The organism is Vallitalea okinawensis (assembly GCF_002964605.1).
Taxonomy (GTDB): domain Bacteria; phylum Bacillota; class Clostridia; order Lachnospirales; family PQDH01; genus Vallitalea_A; species Vallitalea_A okinawensis.
Genome location: NZ_PQDH01000001.1, coordinates 861,028 through 879,100 on the forward strand (window position 1 = coordinate 861,028; position 18,073 = coordinate 879,100).

Below are 18,073 nucleotides of genomic sequence, written 5' to 3' on the forward strand. Positions count from 1 at the left end.
TAACCTCCATTATGTGTTATCACTTTTCTTAACCCCAATCCACACCTCAGAATATCCACCATCTGGCTTTTCATCACTGAAAGGATATACTTCGATATCTGGTAGTTGAGCATATTCGTAACCCGAAAAAGGAAGCCATTCTGTTAAAAAACGCCTATAGATTGTTTGAATCGACTCTTGAAAATGACCATCACATTCAAAGATAACCCATGTAGCTGCTGGTACTTCAAACTCAACCATATCATCTTGTACAGCTTGATCAGTAGCAGAACCAATATAATAATAGATTTCCTCAGAATTTTGATATACTGTCACCCCTAAAATGCCTTGTGGCTCTTGATTACTTAATTGACCTATTTGAGAGAACCTACTGCTCTTTAATATTGAATCCCAAAACCCAGGAACAATTTTAAAGTTTTCTTCCATTCCTTCTTGCAATCCAGTTCTAACGCCAACAATCCTAAAAGCCTCTCTTTTTTCAAGTCGATACTTCATGCGCTCACCTCCTGTGACGGTTATCTTAAAACTAATGGGTGGATAAGCATTTAATGAAGTCCCATCTACACGTGCTTGCGTTGGAGCCACGCCATGGACTTTTTGAAATGCACGATTAAATGATGATGGCACATCATAACCATACTTTGAGCCAATATCTATCACCTTAGCATCACTTATCTGCAAGTCAAAAGCTGCTTTTGTCATCCTCCTACGACGAATATATTCAGAGAGAGGAATCCCTGCTACATAAGTAAACATCCGTTGAAAATAGTAGGTTGAGCAGCAGGCTATTTTTGCAGCTTCATCATAAGAGATATCACCTTCTAAGTTAATTTCAATATAGTCAATTGCTTGACTCAATCGTTTTAACCACTCCATCTCAGCACCTCCTTAAACACAGTTTAGCATAATAAAAAATTTATTTCTTCTCTTTTACTGTCTAGTTTGGTAAAGAAAGAATATACACTATAGAAGAACAGAAAATAAAAAACAACCGCTACTTCCATGATATCAGAATAATAGCGGTTGCACCTCAGGCCTGACCCAACATAAATATAAACGCAACAATCACTGATCCAACTACGGGTATAATAACCCCATCTTTGAACCACCCATATAGGCATACAAAACATAGTCCTAAAACCCCAGCTATTGGTAGAGTAGGCGTGGCTTGTAATACTCCTGGAATGATTAATGCTCCAAGGGAAGTATAAGGAATGTATGTAAGGAATAAGCGCCACCTTGGGCTCAATTTTATTTTAGAGATTACATAAAAAGGCAACAGCCTTGGTAAAAAAGTCACTACCATCATGCCAATAATGATCCATATTTTACTGCTCACAAGTGGTCACCTCCTGCTCCTCTTGATACGCTTCAGGTTGAGTTAGGAATACACCTAATAATGAGACAACGACTATGGATACGACTATGTTCCAGCCACTTGAAAGGACATTAAGCCATCCCATAAAAGCATTCACGCTCCCAGAACCCACTGCTAATAGAAAAACTTTTTTTGATTTCTTGACTTCAGGTATTAAGAATGCGGCAAACATAGCATAAAGGGCTATTCCCATACTTTCTCTTAACATGACAGGTAACAATCCTTCTAACATATAACCCAGCCCACTACCTAAAACCCATGATAAATAAGCAGATATTTCTATAGTAAGAACTAGTTCGGTACTAAGCTTACCATTATGGAATGAAGCAACAGAAAAAGTTTCATCAGTAATTCCAAAAGCCATCAATGGAAACCATTTTTTCTTAGGTTGATCCAGCCTTGGTATTAAAGATGCACTCATTAAGAAGTGTCGGAAGTTAACTAAAAAAGTGGTCATCACAATTTCAAGTCCACCTGTCCCCAAACCTATTAAATTTATAGCCATGAATTGACTAGCTCCTGCAAATACAAGGGCTGAAAAAAGAACACATTCTATTAATGTAATTCCTGTATTTTTACTCAAAATACCAAATGCAATCGCTATAGGGATGTAACCTATGATGATTGGTATACTGACAACTATCCCCTCTTTGATTTGTTCTCTTTTTTGCATGAACGCCCTCCTAAACTTGCAAATTTTACTTATCTTACTATACTTTTTGATATAACGCAAGATATTTTCATCGAAACAATAAAGAGTATTAAATAAAATAAGACCTAGAAACATGATTCTAGGGCTATTTCATATTGTTATTTCATCCTTTTTCATAGTACTCAAGAACATCAATACCTATCGCATTTGATATAATCAATAGCTTTTGTATCAATACACCACCATCAATATCTTCACCACTTTTAGCTCTTTCTATCATGTCCCTAATGACTGTCCACTCTTTAACTAGATTTGAGGGAATGGTCTCACTTCGTGCGTGAATAGCTCTTAATAATTCTCTATGACTGTCTATGATCGTATTATAGTTTATTTGATCAACGGATTTTTTTTGTGTTCTAGCAGCTTTATTACTTCTTTTATCAAGAATCTCATTTCTATCGATAATATCTTCAAAGTCAATGTTTTTTATATCCTCAATGCAATGAATAACTTCACCATTCTTCATTCTAATAATAACTTGATGGCGCTCATCTTCTGATAGTGAATCCAGAAGACCACATTGTTCATCAGATAATTGATCCTTTATTTCTTCATAGGTTTCCTGTAATTCCTTTTGTGCCAATTGTGCTTCCTTCTCAACGATTAATTGCTCAACCTTTGCTTCCTGTTTCTGTGATAAAGGCAAATTCAACTCAAGTTGCTCCACGTAGCGTGAAGGCATCAAGTCTGCATAGATCAAGAAGTTATTCACATTAAATGTACCACTTGTGCATCGTTCTAATATATCATCTAATTCCTTGTTAACTTTATTAAATCCCTTCTTAACATCTTTAACAAATGAAGTATCCATATTGGTGAATTTCTTGAAGCATTCACTACCTAGTTTGAACTCAATTTCCTTCCTTGTATGCTTAACAATATACTGGAATCTTAAAGCTCGACCACACTCACATTGATGTGGTCTCTTCCCATACCCACCATCTAGCACGTCTACCAAAATAAAGTCATTGAGTTCGTCGGTATCATTCCGTGAATTGAGTTCTATACCTTTAAGTTGAGCTAACTGCTCTACCCAAATGTCGCACTTAGATTGTCGTATATATGTCTGTAAAAACTGTCTTTGCTCTTCATTTAAAGAAGACAAGCATAAGTGTCTCTCTTTCTCATTCATCCTATCACCCTTTGACTACACTATTAACTCCATTATAGTATTTTAAAATGTATATAGCAATGAACAGACACAAGAAAGTATGGTTTACTACACTAAAAAAGAATCCTTTTACCGTCCAGGATTCTTTTTTCTTCAACCTTTATTAAAGATTGTTATCTGTATGTTCAATCTCCAAATTACTAGTAAATCCATGTAAACATATTTTTCTTTATTGCTTACACTCTATTAACCTATATCCTCTCCTATTAACCCCTTCAACTTTACCGAACCACTTTTATCGTTATTACCCCATAATCACTTCTACAACATTATAATCCTTCAATTACCTTTCAAAATTTCTCTATGTATGATTTAATTATTCTTTCCCATTCTTCACTCCCTTCATATTGTCCACTCAAGCATATTTCAAGTCAAAATCCAACTGTAAATTGTTATTATTTTGTCATCTCCACTTATTATACCTCCATTTAGCTAAAAAAAATAAAACCTCACACGATTGTGAGATTTATCTATTCCTTATTTTATAGGTAAGATGATCTTAAATAAGGTTCCGGTATCTATTATGCTTTCAACCTGAATTTCACCATTAACACTATCTACAATTCCCTTAACGACACTTAATCCAAGACCTAATCCTTCATTACTTCTACTTGTATCTATTCTATAAAATGGATCGAAGATTTTATTAATCTTCTCTTCTGTCATGCCAAGTCCATTATCTTTAACAAATATGGTTACATCCTTCTTAACACGATATCCAAGGATGATTTTTCCATCTTCTCTTGTATACTTGAAAGCATTATCTACAAGGTTGAAGACCATTCTATAAAATTGAACAGGGTCCATTGGTAATAAAACATCTTCTTCATCCATCACAACACTGAAATCATACTTTTTCTCTTGATTATACACATCAAAATGATCCTTTAATCTTTCAAAACTATCATGAATGCTAGTAGTCATATCTTTTGACTTGGTAGCTCCTATCTTTAAATAGCTGTTTATATTCTCAGTCATTTTCTCCAATTCTTTAGTTGCTTCTAAGCCAGTCTTCATATATTTTTTTCTTTGCTCAAAAGGCATATCGTAATGCTCAATTATCTGGTTACTGCTCTTAATGACTGAAAGAGGTAACTTCAGATCATGGCTAATTCCCCTCAAAAGGGATATTCTTTCAAATTCATGCTCCTTTTCTTTGAGAGATTTGACTTGTTTCATATAACGTAAAAAGAAAATTAAAATAAAGCTAGCTAAATAAATAACTGCTCCAATATAGGTTATATGAAAGAGAAAATCGACGGTTCCTTTTGGCATTTGATTTGTATCCATAAAATCTTTATAAAAGGATGTTGAACTATAAATTACATTATTAAGCAGAATGATATGTCTAAATTCTTTTTTCATAACAATACCATAGAACTGAACAATAACTCCAATACAAGTGGTTCCCAATACGACTGTACCGAACCAATTAACATAGATCTCTAAGTCTAACATAGCCAAGGATATAGCTGCAAGAAAAATGTATACTGCTACCCTTTTTCTTCGTCCTAGTTTTATATCATATATATTCATGGTAATAAAAATAGGCAAGAAAATATTAAGCAAACTGGTGATATTATTAATAGACTGATAATTTTTTGATGTGACCTTAAAAATCTCAGTAATAAAAAATAATTCCCCAAGTACAATCACTTTAAAAGCAGACATGAAGCCAATGAATGCAAGTAATAAAAAGTATTTGGAATAACGGTTACTTAAATAGAATATTAGACTCGTTAATCCCATAGAAGCAAAGCATAAAAAAATAAAACAGTAGTTGATGGTTCTTACTTCAGTGTAATGATCCATATGCTTTTTCTCTGCTAGGTAAAAAGTTGTTAACTGCAGATTTTCACCTCTTAAAGTGAGTTTTACACTATCTGTAAAATCAAATAGCTTATAAGCAAAATCATCGTTAAAGGTCGCTTCTCCTCCAACAGTATTTTGAGAGACTAATACACCATCTATATAAATCTCATGTGGATATTTAAGATAGTCAAGTAATAGAGATAGTTCTTTTCCCTCTTGATTAAATATGTTAAGGACAATTTCATCATCTTGAATAGTCAAGTCTTCAATTGTATAAAGACCATCAGAAAAAGAGTTATTCACCGTTATTGTATTATTTGTAGTTCCTATGTAGTGACTAATATTTCTGTTGACTATATCGAGGGCTAGAATGATTAAGCCAATACTGAGAACAGCTATACTCAGTACTAAGATAGCTTTGATATATCTATTTACAGTCAATTTCATTTTTAAATTGTACAACATCTAACTGATAACCCTTTCCGTAGATAGTTTCAATATAAACCCTCTCGCTTCTTATGTATGCTAAATTATTTCGTAATCTTCCGATAAAAGTTTGAATGCGATGACTTTCATCTATATCTGTATCAAATATCTCTTTTTTATCAAGATAAGTCTTTTGTAGATATTTTTGATGAAGTAATTTAAATATCTTCACTTGACTTGGTGAAAGAGTAACTATCTTCTCCTTGCATCTGAGTTCACATAAATCTAAATCAAAGACTATATCACCAATATGATATACCCGCATGTTTGACATAACACGCCTTCTAATAGCATTGAGTTTATACACTAATTCCTTTAAATCAAAAGGCTTCGTTATGTAATCATCAGCACCATTTTCATAGCAGATGCGCTTACTTTCTATATCATTTAGTGCAGTTAACATCAAAATTCTTGCACATAAACTCTTTTCTCTGATTAAAGGGATTAACTGGTACCCACTGCCCCCTGGGAACATGATGTCTAGTAAAATAATATGAAATTGATCCGATTTAATCTTCTTCTTAGCTTCAGAGAAGTTTAATGCACTGACTGACTCATACCCCTCAAAACCTAGAACATCAACAATATTATCATTTAGTGCTTTATTATCCTCTACAACCAAAACTTTTAGTTCCATACCATTTCTCCTACTTTTTGAAAGCCTTTTCATGTATATCCATCTTACTACAAAACCTGTAATATTAAAAGGGATTCACTTAAAAAAAGCTACAAAACTCAGTTAAGTTTTGTAGCTTCAAATATTCATTACTCTCTAAGCCAGTATCACCTGATTAAAAATAAGGATGATGACAGGTATACTGATAATGGCTGCTACTGTTGTAACTACAGCTATTTCCAAAGCATACTGATAATCAGCTCCGTATTCAGAAGCAATTGCTACTGTTATGGTACTTGATGGCATGGCTGATTCTAAGAGAATAACTGTTATAGCTATAAGTGATATCTCCAAAGGAAGAAGTACAAGAAATCCCATCATAATAAAGGGAATAATTAATAGTTTTATCCCTACTAATATCCAAATAGATTTATCTTTTAGTATTTTAGTTAACTGTTTGAAATCAATATTAGCCATGGTTAATCCAATAAAGATCATGGATAAGGCTACCGTCATATCACCTACCGGTGAAAAAGTTAGATATATGTAATCATAAATACCCTTAACCTCAGGATTACTACTCATCAGTGAATCAATATCCAATACTATGGCTAAAATACCTATGGCAAAGGCAATTGTACAAGGATTGAGTAAAGACTTAAAAATCTCTCTCTTATTGGATATATGATGTTTATTAAATAGATAGACTCCCAATGTCCATATGAAGGTAGAGCTTACTAAATAATAAATTAAAGCATAAACCAATCCTGTATCACCAAAGAGTGATTGCATTAATGGAAAGGCTAAAAAAACTGTATTGCCTATAATCAGCTGCGCTAGGAATACATTTCTTTTCTTAGCTGTCAGTTGAAGTCTGGTCAAAGCTAAGACCCCAGTACTATAAGCTAATAGATGGATTGCAATTGCAAATCCAATAATGGCTAACCCATCTGTCCATATGGAACTAGGAAACTTATATTTAGTTAGTGATAGAACTGTTAGAATAGGAAGGGTTATATTCACTATTATTTTGGAAATCGTCTGGCTTGCGTTTTCAGGTAATATCTTTTTTTTCTTTGCATACATACCAATCAAAGTCAATAGAACTAACATGCCAATCTGTTCTATGATAATATTGACTTGTTCCATTTGTAAGCACCTCTATTTCAACCCTTTCTAGTTGGTTTCTTCCACCATCTCTAGAAAGGTCTCTACATTTTCTTTACCAGCGTAAACAGAAATAACATCATTCGCATATTGCATTTTTGCTTTAAATAACTCTCTGTCTGGATAGGTAATTTCCATACCTTCTTCTTCCAATTTTATAATAATTTCTGCTTCTTGTTTTTGCATTTCTTCTCGCATCCAATTGCCTGCTTTTATACTCTCTTCTCTAATGATAGTCTGTTGTTCTTTTGTTAATTGGTCCCAAACTTCCTTACTAATAATATGAACCATGGAATTATAAACGTGTTGAGTCAGGGCTAAATATGGTTGGACTTCGTATAAATTATTATGATATATAACTGCTACGGGATTTTCTTGTCCATCAACGACTCCTTGTTTAAGGGACATATAAGTTTCTGGGAAAGCGATCTTAGTTACATTAGCACCTAGAGCTTCCATAGCTGATTGCAGTTGAATTTCTGGTGGTGTTCGAAGTCTCATACCTTCAACATCCTCAGGCCTATTAATGGGTCTTAGATTGTTAGTAATATTTCTAAAACCGTACTCCCAATTAGACAAGAAAATAAGACCTTGCTTCTCTAGATCACCTTCAACCCATTCCTTAAATGGTCCATCTAGCACCTTATAAGCATGTTCATAATCTTTGAAAGCAAAGGGAATCATGACTGTAGAGAACTTTTTTGAATATTTATCTAGAGCCCCTTGTGTTGGTAAGCTCATGTCAATAGCTCCTACAATATTTTGTTCCAGCATTTCTGGTGGTGAACCTAATTGGTTGTCAGGAAATACAGTCACTTTGATGCTACCATTGGTTCTTGATTCAACAGCTTCTGCAAACTTCTGAGCAGCAATATTACCAGGATGGTCCTTAGCAGCATAATGACCTAATTTCATCTCTATAACTTCTATAGGCTCTTTTACCTGATCTATTTCAGATTCCTTTTCGGATACACATCCTCCCAGACTAAAGGTACTTATAATTGTCAACCAGCATAATACTAAGAATAATTTGTTCAAAATTATTCCACCCTCCCCCAAAATCTCTATCAATCCCCATTGAATAGTAACAAGTTATCATACCCTCTTCATACTTTTATCATATCATATTTACAATAATTAGACACGTTTTTCTAATGGAAATAAGACAGTAAACTACTGTCTCATTTCAGCTAATTACCTGATCCATGCACCACCATTAACATCAATGTTTTCCCCGTTTAAGAAATCATTTTCTATACACAGTTTAATTGCTGATACTATATGCTTTGGTTCACCGTTCTTCTTCAATGGGTTACCACTAGCCCAAGCATCCATTTGCTCAGGAGTGGATACTTTCTTATGGAATGGGGTATCAATGACTCCTGGCGATACAGTATTTGTTCTAATCTCAGGGGCTAATTCTTTAGAAAGCCCTCTTGTAAAGACATCAACAGCTCCTTTTGCTGCACCGTACATGGTTGCACCTGCAGCACCATGGCGAATAACAATGGAGGAAATGTTGACGATATTGGGATCTGTACCTTTTCTAAGTAATGGTATGGCTAATGATGTAATCTTAAATAGTGAAAAAGCATTCAACGTAAATACCTCTTCCATTAATGACCACTCTAATGCATCAGCTGCTTGTCGTCTAACTAATCCACCAGCATTGTTTATTAATACATCCAAATAATCCGTTTTTTCTTTTATAGCTTCTATCAAAGCCTGACAATTTTCCTCTGTAGTAATATCACACTGAATGATTTGTGCTGTTCCACCAAGTGCTTCTACCTCGTCTGCTACTTTCATTGCCGCTTCTTTGGATGAATTGTACACCAAAAACAACTCATTTCCTTTAGCCAGATCTCTTGCTGCTTCTGCACCAATACCAGTACTAGCCCCTGTTAATAAAATCTTCTTCAATTTGATAACCTCCTATCTTGCTAACCATCCACCATCAACAGCTACTGTATAACCGTTGATATAATTAGCTGCTTCTGATGCCAAAAATACGGCTGGTCCAGCTACATCTTTTGGATCTCCCCATCTATTTGCTGTTATTCTATCTAAAATTGCTTTATTTCTATCTACATCTGCTCTTAATGCAGCAGTATTATTGGTTGCCATATAACCTGGAGCGATAGCATTAATGTTAATGTTGTATTGAGCCCATTCATTGGCTAATGCTTTCGTAATTCCCATAACAGCACTTTTGCTAGCTGTATAGGATGGCACTCGAATGCCACCTTGGAAGGAAAGCATGGAAGCAATATTAATGATTTTGCCGCCAGTACCTTGCTTTATAAATTGTTTGGCAACTCTTTGTGAAAAGAAAAATAAGGTTTTTATATTGATGCTCATTACGTCATCCCAATCCTTTTCAGTAAAATCTATAGCATCTTCTCTTCGAATGATCCCTGCATTATTAATGAGAATATCAACCTTACCATACTTCTTTACAACTGCATCTATAATACTATCTATTGGCTCCGTGGTTAATAAGTTAGCCTTGATTCCTAAATAGCTTCTACCAAGCTTTTCTACTAATGCTTTTGTTTCATCTGCTTCAACATAGTCTACACCTACAATATCAGCTCCAGCTTCTGCAAGACCTACAGTCATCCCTTGACCAAGTCCAGTGCTGCAACCAGTTACGATAGCTACTTTACCTTCTAAACTAAACTGTTTTAAAATCATAATAGCCTCCTATCTCATGGTCTTCATATCCACATGATCCATATCGTCAAAAGTCTGATTCTCACCAACCATTCCCCAGATAAATGTATAAGCCTGGGTACCACATCCTGAATGAATGGACCAGCTAGGAGAAATAACCGCTTCTTCATTGCGAACAACAATATGTCTTGTCTCTGATGGTTCACCCATGTAATGGAATACAGCACTTTCTTCTGATAAATCACAGTACATATAAACTTCCATTCTTCTTTCATGAGTGTGACAAGGCATGGTATTCCATACATTACCTTCTTCTAACTTGGTTAATCCCATGGATAATTGGCAACTCTGCATTACTTCTGGATGAATGTATTGAAAAATAGTTCGCTTATTCGAATATTTCCTATCACCAATAAGTACTTGCTTCGCCTTCGTCATATCAATATGAACATTTGGATAGGTCCTATGAGCTGGAGCACTTAGAGCATAGAATTTAGCTGGATTACCACTGTCATCACTACCAAAGACGATATCTTTTGCACCCATTCCAATGTATAAACCATCTCTTGGATTCAACTCATACTCTGTCCCATCTACTGTAACAGTTCCCTTACCACCGATGTTGATCATACCTAACTCTCTTCGCTCTAAGAAATAAGTTGTTCCTAGATTTTTCATGGTATCTATGTCATCATGGATGGAAATCTCTTTATCTGCCGGACAGAAACCCATGGTTATAATGCGATCAATATGACTATATACTCTCTTGACAGTATCTTTCGTAAATAAACCGCTAATCAAAAACTCTTCTCTTAATCGATCCGTTGTATAATGCTTTGCATCTTTTGAATTTGATGGTTCTCTAATAATCATTGTAAGCCTCCTTACTTCTCAAGTCTTTTCCAAACAGCAATGCTGTATAAATGATGATATCCTTGAATGCATAGATAGCCATAACAGCTGCTGATAATGGAAGACATAAATAAAAAACTTTTCGTGATATTTTAAATATGGGCGACCACGCTGTAGCGCGTGCAATTAAATCCATACTGAACCAGAATAAGAATAATACAAAAATAAGACCTAGTATATTAATTCCCAGTTCAACAAAGTACTCTATTTTCGTATTAGAATACTTCTCTACTATAAAATCAATTCTTGAATGATCTCTCCTCTTCCATAGAAAAGCTGCACCAAAAAAGCTTAAATAAGCAAATGACAATTCTACAATCTCATCAAACCATCCCATGGAGTAAACAGGAACAAATCGAAAGAACACGTTAAGAGACAGAAGAATAAATAGAGTAATGAGACATATTAAAGTGATACTCTTCAGAGACGCATCGATTACTTTATCAATCTTTGCTAATATATTCATTTAAAATAACCTCCAACTGTCACACTACTAACCAAATATACTTGGTAGAATGAGAGAAATTTGTGGTATAAATGCTACTGATAATAACACTAAGAAGATTCCTAGCATATAAGGCAATACTTCTTTACTCAAAGCACCGACTTTCACATCACTGATACTAGCCACTGCATAAAGGCACATACCTACTGGTGGAGATAGCAACCCAATCATAGATGCAAGAATCATGATGACTCCAAATTGAATAGGGTCGACACCTAGTTGAAGAATAATAGGCATGAAAATCGGTATGGTAATCAGTAACACTGCAATGCCTTCCAAGAAACAACCTAGTACAACAAGGATCATAATGATGATTAATAAAATAATGTACTTATTATCACTAATAGAGGTAAGTCCTCGAATGATTCCTTCTGGTATCTTCAGATAGGTTAATAACCATCCAAAGAATCCTGCTGCTGATATGATAAACATGACCTTGACTGTATGTACCACAGTATTGGTAAGTATTTTTATTAAGTCCTTCAATTTTATTTCTTTATACACAAGCCCACCTAAGATCATGGCATAAATACAAGCTATAATAGCTGCTTCAGTTGCTGTAAACCAGCCACTTAAGATACCTCCAATGATAATGATGGGGGTCATCAAAGGTAGAATAGCCTTTTTAAAAGCCTCTAGACGAATTGATAAAGGCTTTTTTTCTTGCCTTGGATAATTTCTTTTACGGGATACAAAATAAACAGCAAAACACATGGTTACTGCCATTAAAATACCAGGTATAAAACCTGCTAAAAATAAGCTTCCTACGGAAACACCGGTCATTGCACCGTATATAACAAAAGGAATACTCGGTGGTATAACTGGTCCAATGGTGGATGACGCAGCTGTAATAGCTGCTGAAAATTGCTTGTCATAGCCGCTATCTGTCATGGCTTTTATTTCAATCATACCTAACCCTGCTGCATCTGCAACAGCAGCACCTGACATTCCCGAGAAGATAACACTGGCAAGTATATTAACCTGCCCAAGCCCTCCCCAAACATGCCCTACGCAGGACTCTGCAAAATCAAATATCTTCTTGGTTATGCCTCCAGTGTTCATTAGATTACCTGCTAAAATGAAAAAAGGTATGGCAAGTAACGTAAAACCAGTTGTAGAAGAATACATCCTTTGAGCCATCATGAGTAAATTCTGTCCTTCGCCTAATGCAATGAAAGCACCAATTGATGTAATTCCCAAACTTACTGCAATGGGTACACCCAGTAGTATCAATCCCACTAACACGATAAAAATTAAGAATGCTATCAATTATTTCACCTACTTGTTTGATCATTTAAGTTATTATTAATTGATCAATGCGACTAATTGTCGCATTGATCCGATTTATATCTTGATTCTATTTATTGATTGTCTTCGCACATTTTTAAGAATGCATCAACATTTTCTTGACCTGCATAATCAGCGATTGCATCATAAGCTGGTTGCATTTGATCTTTAAATAATGATCTGTCAGGATAAGTAACTTTCATACCTTCTGCTTCTAACTTGCTGATTAATTCTTGATCTTGTTCTTGCATCATGGTACGCATTTTATTACCTGCATTAATACTTTCTTCCTTCACAATGGCTTGTTGCTCTTCAGTTAGAGTATCCCATGTCTTTTTGCTCATAACGTTAACCATAGAGTTATAAACATGTTGTGTAATGGCTAAATTGTCTTGTGCTTCAAATAGATTATTGTAGTAGATAACGGATAATGGGTTTTCCTGTCCGTCAACAACACCTTGCTTCAAAGACATGATTAATTCACTGAATGCAATTTGTGTTACATTAGCACCTAAAGCTTCCATAGCTGCCTGTAATTGAACTTCTGGTGGTGTTCTAAGTTTAAGACCTACTACATCATCAGGTGAGTTAATCTCACGCTGATTATTGGTAATATTTCTAAATCCCCAATCCCAGTTAGATAAGAATACCAAACCTTGAGCTTCTAAATCTGGTGATGCCCATTCCATGAAAGGACCATCTAAAACTTTATAAACATGGTCATAATCATTGAATACAAATGGCATCATAACCGTTGCAAACTTTTGTGAATACTTGCTTAAATGACCTTGAGTTGGTAAGCTCATATCAAGGGCTCCAAGGATATTTTGCTCTAATACTTCATCTGGGCTTCCTAACATATTGGCTGGATAAACTTCGATAACAACTTGACCTTCTGTTCTCTCTTCAACCTTTTCAGCAAATTCATTAGCCGCGATATCAGCTGGGTGTCCTGCTTCTGCATAATGTGCTAACTTAATAATTATTGGATCTGATACTGGTTCAGCTGCTGGCTCTTCTGCTTTCTTTTCAGTTTCCTCTGTACTTGCTGCTGTTTTTTCTGATGCAGGCTTTTCTTCTGCACCACATCCAACAAAACTTATTAACATGACTACTGCTAATACTAAACTCATGATCTTTTTCATTTTTAACATTTTGTTTCTCCCCCTATATAAGTTTCTAAATTATATATAGCAAAATAAAATGATTACTTTTTCTTTGGATAAACCCCATTCTCATCTGGATAAGTACCTTGCTCCTTCATTAATTCAACATGTGATACGCGAGGTGGTGCAAATATATCAATTGCTTTAATACCTGTTGGTGTATGTCCTCCATGTGGTACTCCTGGTGGATGTACGCAAACGTCTCCAGCTGTCATCCTTATTTTCTTACCACCTACCTCATGCTCCTCAATACCTTCGAGAACGATCATAATTTGTTCTGCGTCATGGGTATGTATTGGAAAAGTTGCTCCCTCTGGTACTTCAATAAAACTCACCATTAGATTGTCACCAACTAAAAACTTAGTCGTAATATTTTCTTCAGGTACAATAACTGTATCTGGTAAATCCTCAATGCTGTATACATATTGTTTGTTGTTTTCTGACATGTTACATGCCCTCCTTTTTAAGTTGTTGCTTGGCATCTCAAGTGCCTTGCGTACTTTAATGCTGACATGATTTGAGCCCCTTTTCTAGCATCCCTTTTTATACAGTCATTGACCTTTTTTAATATGACAGCTTTAAAAAACCCTTGTTTTAAGGGCTTTCTATGGCTCAACCATCTTTTTTTGCAACACCCATCATTATTTATCATCTAGCCATTTACAAGAAAAGTATGGTTCCTTGCTTGATTATTTCGTGTAGCGAAATATATCAAAAGTAATGAGGTTCGATGCCTAATTACCTTTATAAGCAAAACGCAGTACTTTCCTACACTAAAATACAAAAAAGCTTTACTCTGCATTTATACAAAGTAAAGCTTTTGTTAGTTGATTATTTAATTTTTTTCCTGTGTCCGTCGATAAGCTGCAGGCGTTATATGCTCATATTTCTTAAACATCCTTGTAAACTGTAAGGAATTATTATAACCTACTAGTTCAGCTACTTCTTGAATAGTGTTACTAGAATGTAATAACAATTGCTTTGATTTTTCAATTTTATAAACTGTTAAATACTCTTTGAAATTAACTTTCATTTCTTCCTTAAATAATTTAGATAGATAGGGCACTGTTACACCCATTCTTTCCGATAGTTCTGTTAAACTTAAATCCTTCATATACCCTTCTTCAATGATTTTAAGAACATCCATGATCATTGGATTTGTCTCTTTTGCATTAGCAGATTGAAGGAAATTAAAGATATTGGTCATAAATCGAATAATCCAATTAGTGGCTTCATCAATATTCGTAAATTTGTGTTCAAACTCAGCGAAGCTGCCACTTAACTCCTCTAAGTCAGATGCATTCACATATTGAATTTCATATAAAAATCCAATGATAATATTCAAGACATCTTTATAATAATAGGCATAGTCTCTTACATAACCTAAATCACTTTTTATAACTTTTTGCAATTCCAATACAATGGTCTTACATTCTTCTAAGGAAAATGAACGCATACTGTTGTTTAAATACTTTCTATAGTCATAGGAAAGCCTTTTTGCTCCTGTTCCCTTTTCTAATTCTTTACTCTTAATAATCTGCTGACTGCCTAAAATTAAGTTGTATTTCAATGCTTCAAAACTTTCTTCATAAACTTGTTGTATATGATCAAAAGCAACCTCTTGACTTAATGCAATGGTCATCTTTCTATCAAACTTTGAAAGCATCGCTTTTTGTATTGTCTCAGCTTTCTGGTAATTCTTTTGACTATAGACTTCCTGACTATTTTCATGGTCAGTTCGCAATATTAGAATCAATCGATCATTCACTTCATAATAGTGTTCTACTATCTCATCTTTGGTAAATAGCTGATACACTTGGGCAATAAGATTTTGACGAACTTCATCATGTTTCTTCACTTCTTCATCTCTCATGACTTCTTTAAAACCTAAATCTATAAGTAAAATCTGATAATAATCATCTTTTGCTATATCATAACGCTTTAATTGAGTAGTCAATTCTGCCTCATCAATTTTTTCTCCTCTAATTAATCGATAGAAGAAATACTTTTTCAGTTTAGCTGCATTGGTTTCTTGTTGGATGCGTAATTCAGTAATTTCATTTTCAATCAATGATTTTAGCTGTTTTTGATCACTTAGCTCATCTCTTAAAGTATGGATGCTCAGATTAATATCAGCAAACTCATTCTCACCTAATAAGAAATAATTTAACTTGGCTTTTTCTTTTACTTCCTCTCCCATTAAAGCATGTTGAATCAACTTAATAGGATTATAGATACCTTTTGACATTGCTAGAGCTAAGAAAAATGCTACTACTAAGAACAAACCACTTAAGAAAAGTGTATTGTAGCGTATCACTGCCATCTTCTCATTGATTTCACTGGTATCCACTAAGGCTAAATACTTCCACTGATTATAATTAGAAGTCACCAAGGATAGTAAGTATTCTTTATCGTCAATTTCAACTTTCTGGTAGTTTTCATCCTCTTCGAACCAATCATAGTTAATGTTGAGATCTATAAGACTATGAAAACCCTTATCCGTATTTAAAATGATTTTTCCTGTTTGATCTGCAACTAGAATGAAGCCTGTTTTCTTAATATACATCTCATTAATGATACGATTGAAATCATCATTCTTTAGTTGTATAACAACAAAGCCCTCTAATTCATTACCATTGGTATAAATAAATCTTACAAACTGCAACCCATCAAATTGAGCCCAAAATACCCCTGTCGCATTGGGTTCTATCCACTTTTGATCAGAATATTGATCCGCCATTTTCTTTAAGTAATCAGGTGTCTTAACGGATACAGCAGGATGTTCTGTCTTTTTAGTTGATATTAATAAATCATTGGATATACTATAAATCGATATTTCTTCAATATAAGGTGTACCACCTAGGAAGTTCAGTGATACATCATAGACTTGATCAAGTACCTCATATTCTTCATATATATTAGGGTCAAGGTTACTATGAAAGAATTTCAGAACTTGATTATTGACACTAATCTGATAAGAAATATTCTCTGTCTGATGAATAATGGTATCCGAAGCCACTTTTGTTTGCTGCAAAATCTGATGATTAGCAAGCTTCGTTTCCTCTTCGATGAATTCTTTCGTTATATTATAATTAACTATCATGATAATTAATGCAGGTAACACGATAACAGCAAGTAACATGATAAATAGTCGTTTAAATAATCCCATTCCCCTTACCCCCAAATTATAGCCCGTCCTAGTTTTCATTATATTATCTAACTTTTTGATAGTCAATATAAGAAAGGACCACAAAACTCAGTTGGTTCTATGGTCTAAAATATAATCTTATATCTAACAGGTTTAGAATTATAATATTTGAAATTCTGTGCTTACTCTACCTTGAACTAGGACCGTACCAGTTTCTGTGGTCTCAGATTCTGATAGTACTAGAAAGCCGCCTCTATATCTCCCTTGCTGTAAAACACTACTAGTTTCTTGCAATTTAACAGGTTCTTCACTAATGACCATGCCATGTGATTCAGCAATATTCATAGCTTTTTCAAAACTGTCAGTTACAGCTAAGTCTAATGCTTCATCATAATATTCCTTATAGTTACTAACTCTAAACTGCATATCCTGCTGTATGTTGGCACCACTTTCAATGGCGTCATTAATGATCTTATCTGCATTTTCAATATCCCTTACGTTTATTTGAACTAATTGTCTCACTTCATAACCTTTAAATGTTTTTCCGCCCTGGGTATAATCATAATCAGGTCTCACCAGATAGGACACTGTTTTAATATCTTTATCTTCAACACCGTTAGCTTTAATACTACTAATCACTTTACTCATTATTTCTTGATTCTCGTTCTGTGCTACCTTTGCATCTTCCCCCATGGTTACTACTCCAGTTGATATTTGAACGATATCAGGCTCAACTGTCATACTTCCTATTCCTTCTACACTAATAACTCTCTCACAGTCATATCTACTCTCTTTGCCTCTTGGAGGTCGATATGGATTATAGTATGGCATATAAGGATTCAAGTTTCTCACCTCAAAAATTTCGTCATGATTATACTATATGAAATAGAATGATAAGTTGCCATTTTACATATCTCATTAATCCAACACGATATTAACACTATATAAATTTTTGAAAGCACTTTAAGTGTCGCATTTTTACAAGTATTACTTTATATCTTCATGTAGAATAAAATTATCAAATTTTGGAGGTGCTA

Annotated in this window: 17 protein-coding genes; all 17 read right to left on the bottom strand. The window is 34.5% G+C overall.

The window, feature by feature from the left end:
* Nucleotides 1-9: 9 nt before the first annotated feature.
* The 17 genes from C1Y58_RS04030 to C1Y58_RS04110 all read right to left on the bottom strand — a co-directional run bounded on the left by C1Y58_RS04030 (nucleotide 10) and on the right by C1Y58_RS04110 (nucleotide 17,879).
* Entirely contained in the window at nucleotides 10-876 is an 867-nt protein-coding gene (locus C1Y58_RS04030; protein ID WP_105614689.1) for an AraC family transcriptional regulator, read from the bottom strand.
* 154 nt (nucleotides 877-1,030) lie between these two features.
* On the bottom strand, nucleotides 1,031-1,339 hold the full coding sequence (locus C1Y58_RS04035; RefSeq protein ID WP_105614690.1) for an AzlD domain-containing protein: 309 nt from the start codon (nucleotides 1,337-1,339) through the stop codon (nucleotides 1,031-1,033).
* Nucleotides 1,329-2,051: an AzlC family ABC transporter permease gene (locus C1Y58_RS04040; RefSeq protein WP_105614691.1), complete on the bottom strand. Its 723-nt coding sequence runs from the start codon at nucleotides 2,049-2,051 to the stop codon at nucleotides 1,329-1,331. The genes C1Y58_RS04035 and C1Y58_RS04040 overlap by 11 nt, the downstream gene beginning before the upstream one ends.
* A 142-nt stretch (nucleotides 2,052-2,193) precedes the next feature.
* Nucleotides 2,194-3,222 (bottom strand): hypothetical protein, encoded by a 1,029-nt coding sequence (locus tag C1Y58_RS04045; RefSeq protein WP_105614692.1) that lies wholly within the window; start codon nucleotides 3,220-3,222, stop codon nucleotides 2,194-2,196.
* 516 nt (nucleotides 3,223-3,738) lie between these two features.
* Nucleotides 3,739-5,538 (bottom strand): sensor histidine kinase, encoded by a 1,800-nt coding sequence (locus tag C1Y58_RS04050; RefSeq protein ID WP_105614693.1) that lies wholly within the window; start codon nucleotides 5,536-5,538, stop codon nucleotides 3,739-3,741.
* Nucleotides 5,501-6,196, bottom strand: coding sequence for a response regulator transcription factor (locus C1Y58_RS04055; RefSeq protein ID WP_170311509.1), 696 nt, complete (start codon nucleotides 6,194-6,196; stop codon nucleotides 5,501-5,503). The genes C1Y58_RS04050 and C1Y58_RS04055 overlap by 38 nt, the downstream gene beginning before the upstream one ends.
* Nucleotides 6,197-6,331: 135 nt before the next feature.
* The gene (locus C1Y58_RS04060; protein WP_105614695.1) at nucleotides 6,332-7,324 is read right to left on the bottom strand and encodes an AEC family transporter; all 993 of its coding nucleotides are present in this window, start codon (nucleotides 7,322-7,324) and stop codon (nucleotides 6,332-6,334) included.
* A gap of 27 nt (nucleotides 7,325-7,351) precedes the next feature.
* Nucleotides 7,352-8,380 carry a TRAP transporter substrate-binding protein gene (locus tag C1Y58_RS04065; protein WP_105614696.1) on the bottom strand — a complete coding sequence of 343 codons (1,029 nt, stop codon included), beginning with the start codon at nucleotides 8,378-8,380 and terminating at the stop codon, nucleotides 7,352-7,354.
* Between the two features lie 156 nt (nucleotides 8,381-8,536).
* Nucleotides 8,537-9,265: an SDR family NAD(P)-dependent oxidoreductase gene (locus C1Y58_RS04070; protein ID WP_157949939.1), complete on the bottom strand. Its 729-nt coding sequence runs from the start codon at nucleotides 9,263-9,265 to the stop codon at nucleotides 8,537-8,539.
* Between the two features lie 12 nt (nucleotides 9,266-9,277).
* Nucleotides 9,278-10,039, bottom strand: a complete 762-nt coding sequence (gene kduD / locus C1Y58_RS04075) for a 2-dehydro-3-deoxy-D-gluconate 5-dehydrogenase KduD (protein ID WP_105614698.1) — start codon at nucleotides 10,037-10,039, stop codon at nucleotides 9,278-9,280.
* A 9-nt stretch (nucleotides 10,040-10,048) separates the two neighbouring features.
* The gene (gene kduI / locus C1Y58_RS04080; RefSeq protein ID WP_105614699.1) at nucleotides 10,049-10,891 is read right to left on the bottom strand and encodes a 5-dehydro-4-deoxy-D-glucuronate isomerase; all 843 of its coding nucleotides are present in this window, start codon (nucleotides 10,889-10,891) and stop codon (nucleotides 10,049-10,051) included.
* The gene (locus C1Y58_RS04085) at nucleotides 10,881-11,396 is read right to left on the bottom strand and encodes a TRAP transporter small permease (protein WP_105614700.1); all 516 of its coding nucleotides are present in this window, start codon (nucleotides 11,394-11,396) and stop codon (nucleotides 10,881-10,883) included. The genes kduI and C1Y58_RS04085 overlap by 11 nt, the downstream gene beginning before the upstream one ends.
* Before the next feature lie 27 nt (nucleotides 11,397-11,423).
* The gene (locus C1Y58_RS04090) at nucleotides 11,424-12,704 is read right to left on the bottom strand and encodes a TRAP transporter large permease (RefSeq protein WP_105614701.1); all 1,281 of its coding nucleotides are present in this window, start codon (nucleotides 12,702-12,704) and stop codon (nucleotides 11,424-11,426) included.
* Nucleotides 12,705-12,796: 92 nt separating this feature from the next.
* Nucleotides 12,797-13,876, bottom strand: a complete 1,080-nt coding sequence (locus C1Y58_RS04095; RefSeq protein ID WP_207655700.1) for a TRAP transporter substrate-binding protein — start codon at nucleotides 13,874-13,876, stop codon at nucleotides 12,797-12,799.
* Nucleotides 13,877-13,929: 53 nt separating this feature from the next.
* Nucleotides 13,930-14,334, bottom strand: coding sequence for a cupin domain-containing protein (locus C1Y58_RS04100; RefSeq protein ID WP_157949940.1), 405 nt, complete (start codon nucleotides 14,332-14,334; stop codon nucleotides 13,930-13,932).
* Nucleotides 14,335-14,723: 389 nt separating this feature from the next.
* Nucleotides 14,724-17,057 (bottom strand): AraC family transcriptional regulator, encoded by a 2,334-nt coding sequence (locus C1Y58_RS04105; RefSeq protein ID WP_170311510.1) that lies wholly within the window; start codon nucleotides 17,055-17,057, stop codon nucleotides 14,724-14,726.
* Nucleotides 17,058-17,195: 138 nt separating this feature from the next.
* Entirely contained in the window at nucleotides 17,196-17,879 is a 684-nt protein-coding gene (locus tag C1Y58_RS04110; RefSeq protein ID WP_105614704.1) for an SIMPL domain-containing protein, read from the bottom strand.
* Nucleotides 17,880-18,073 lie beyond the last annotated feature (194 nt).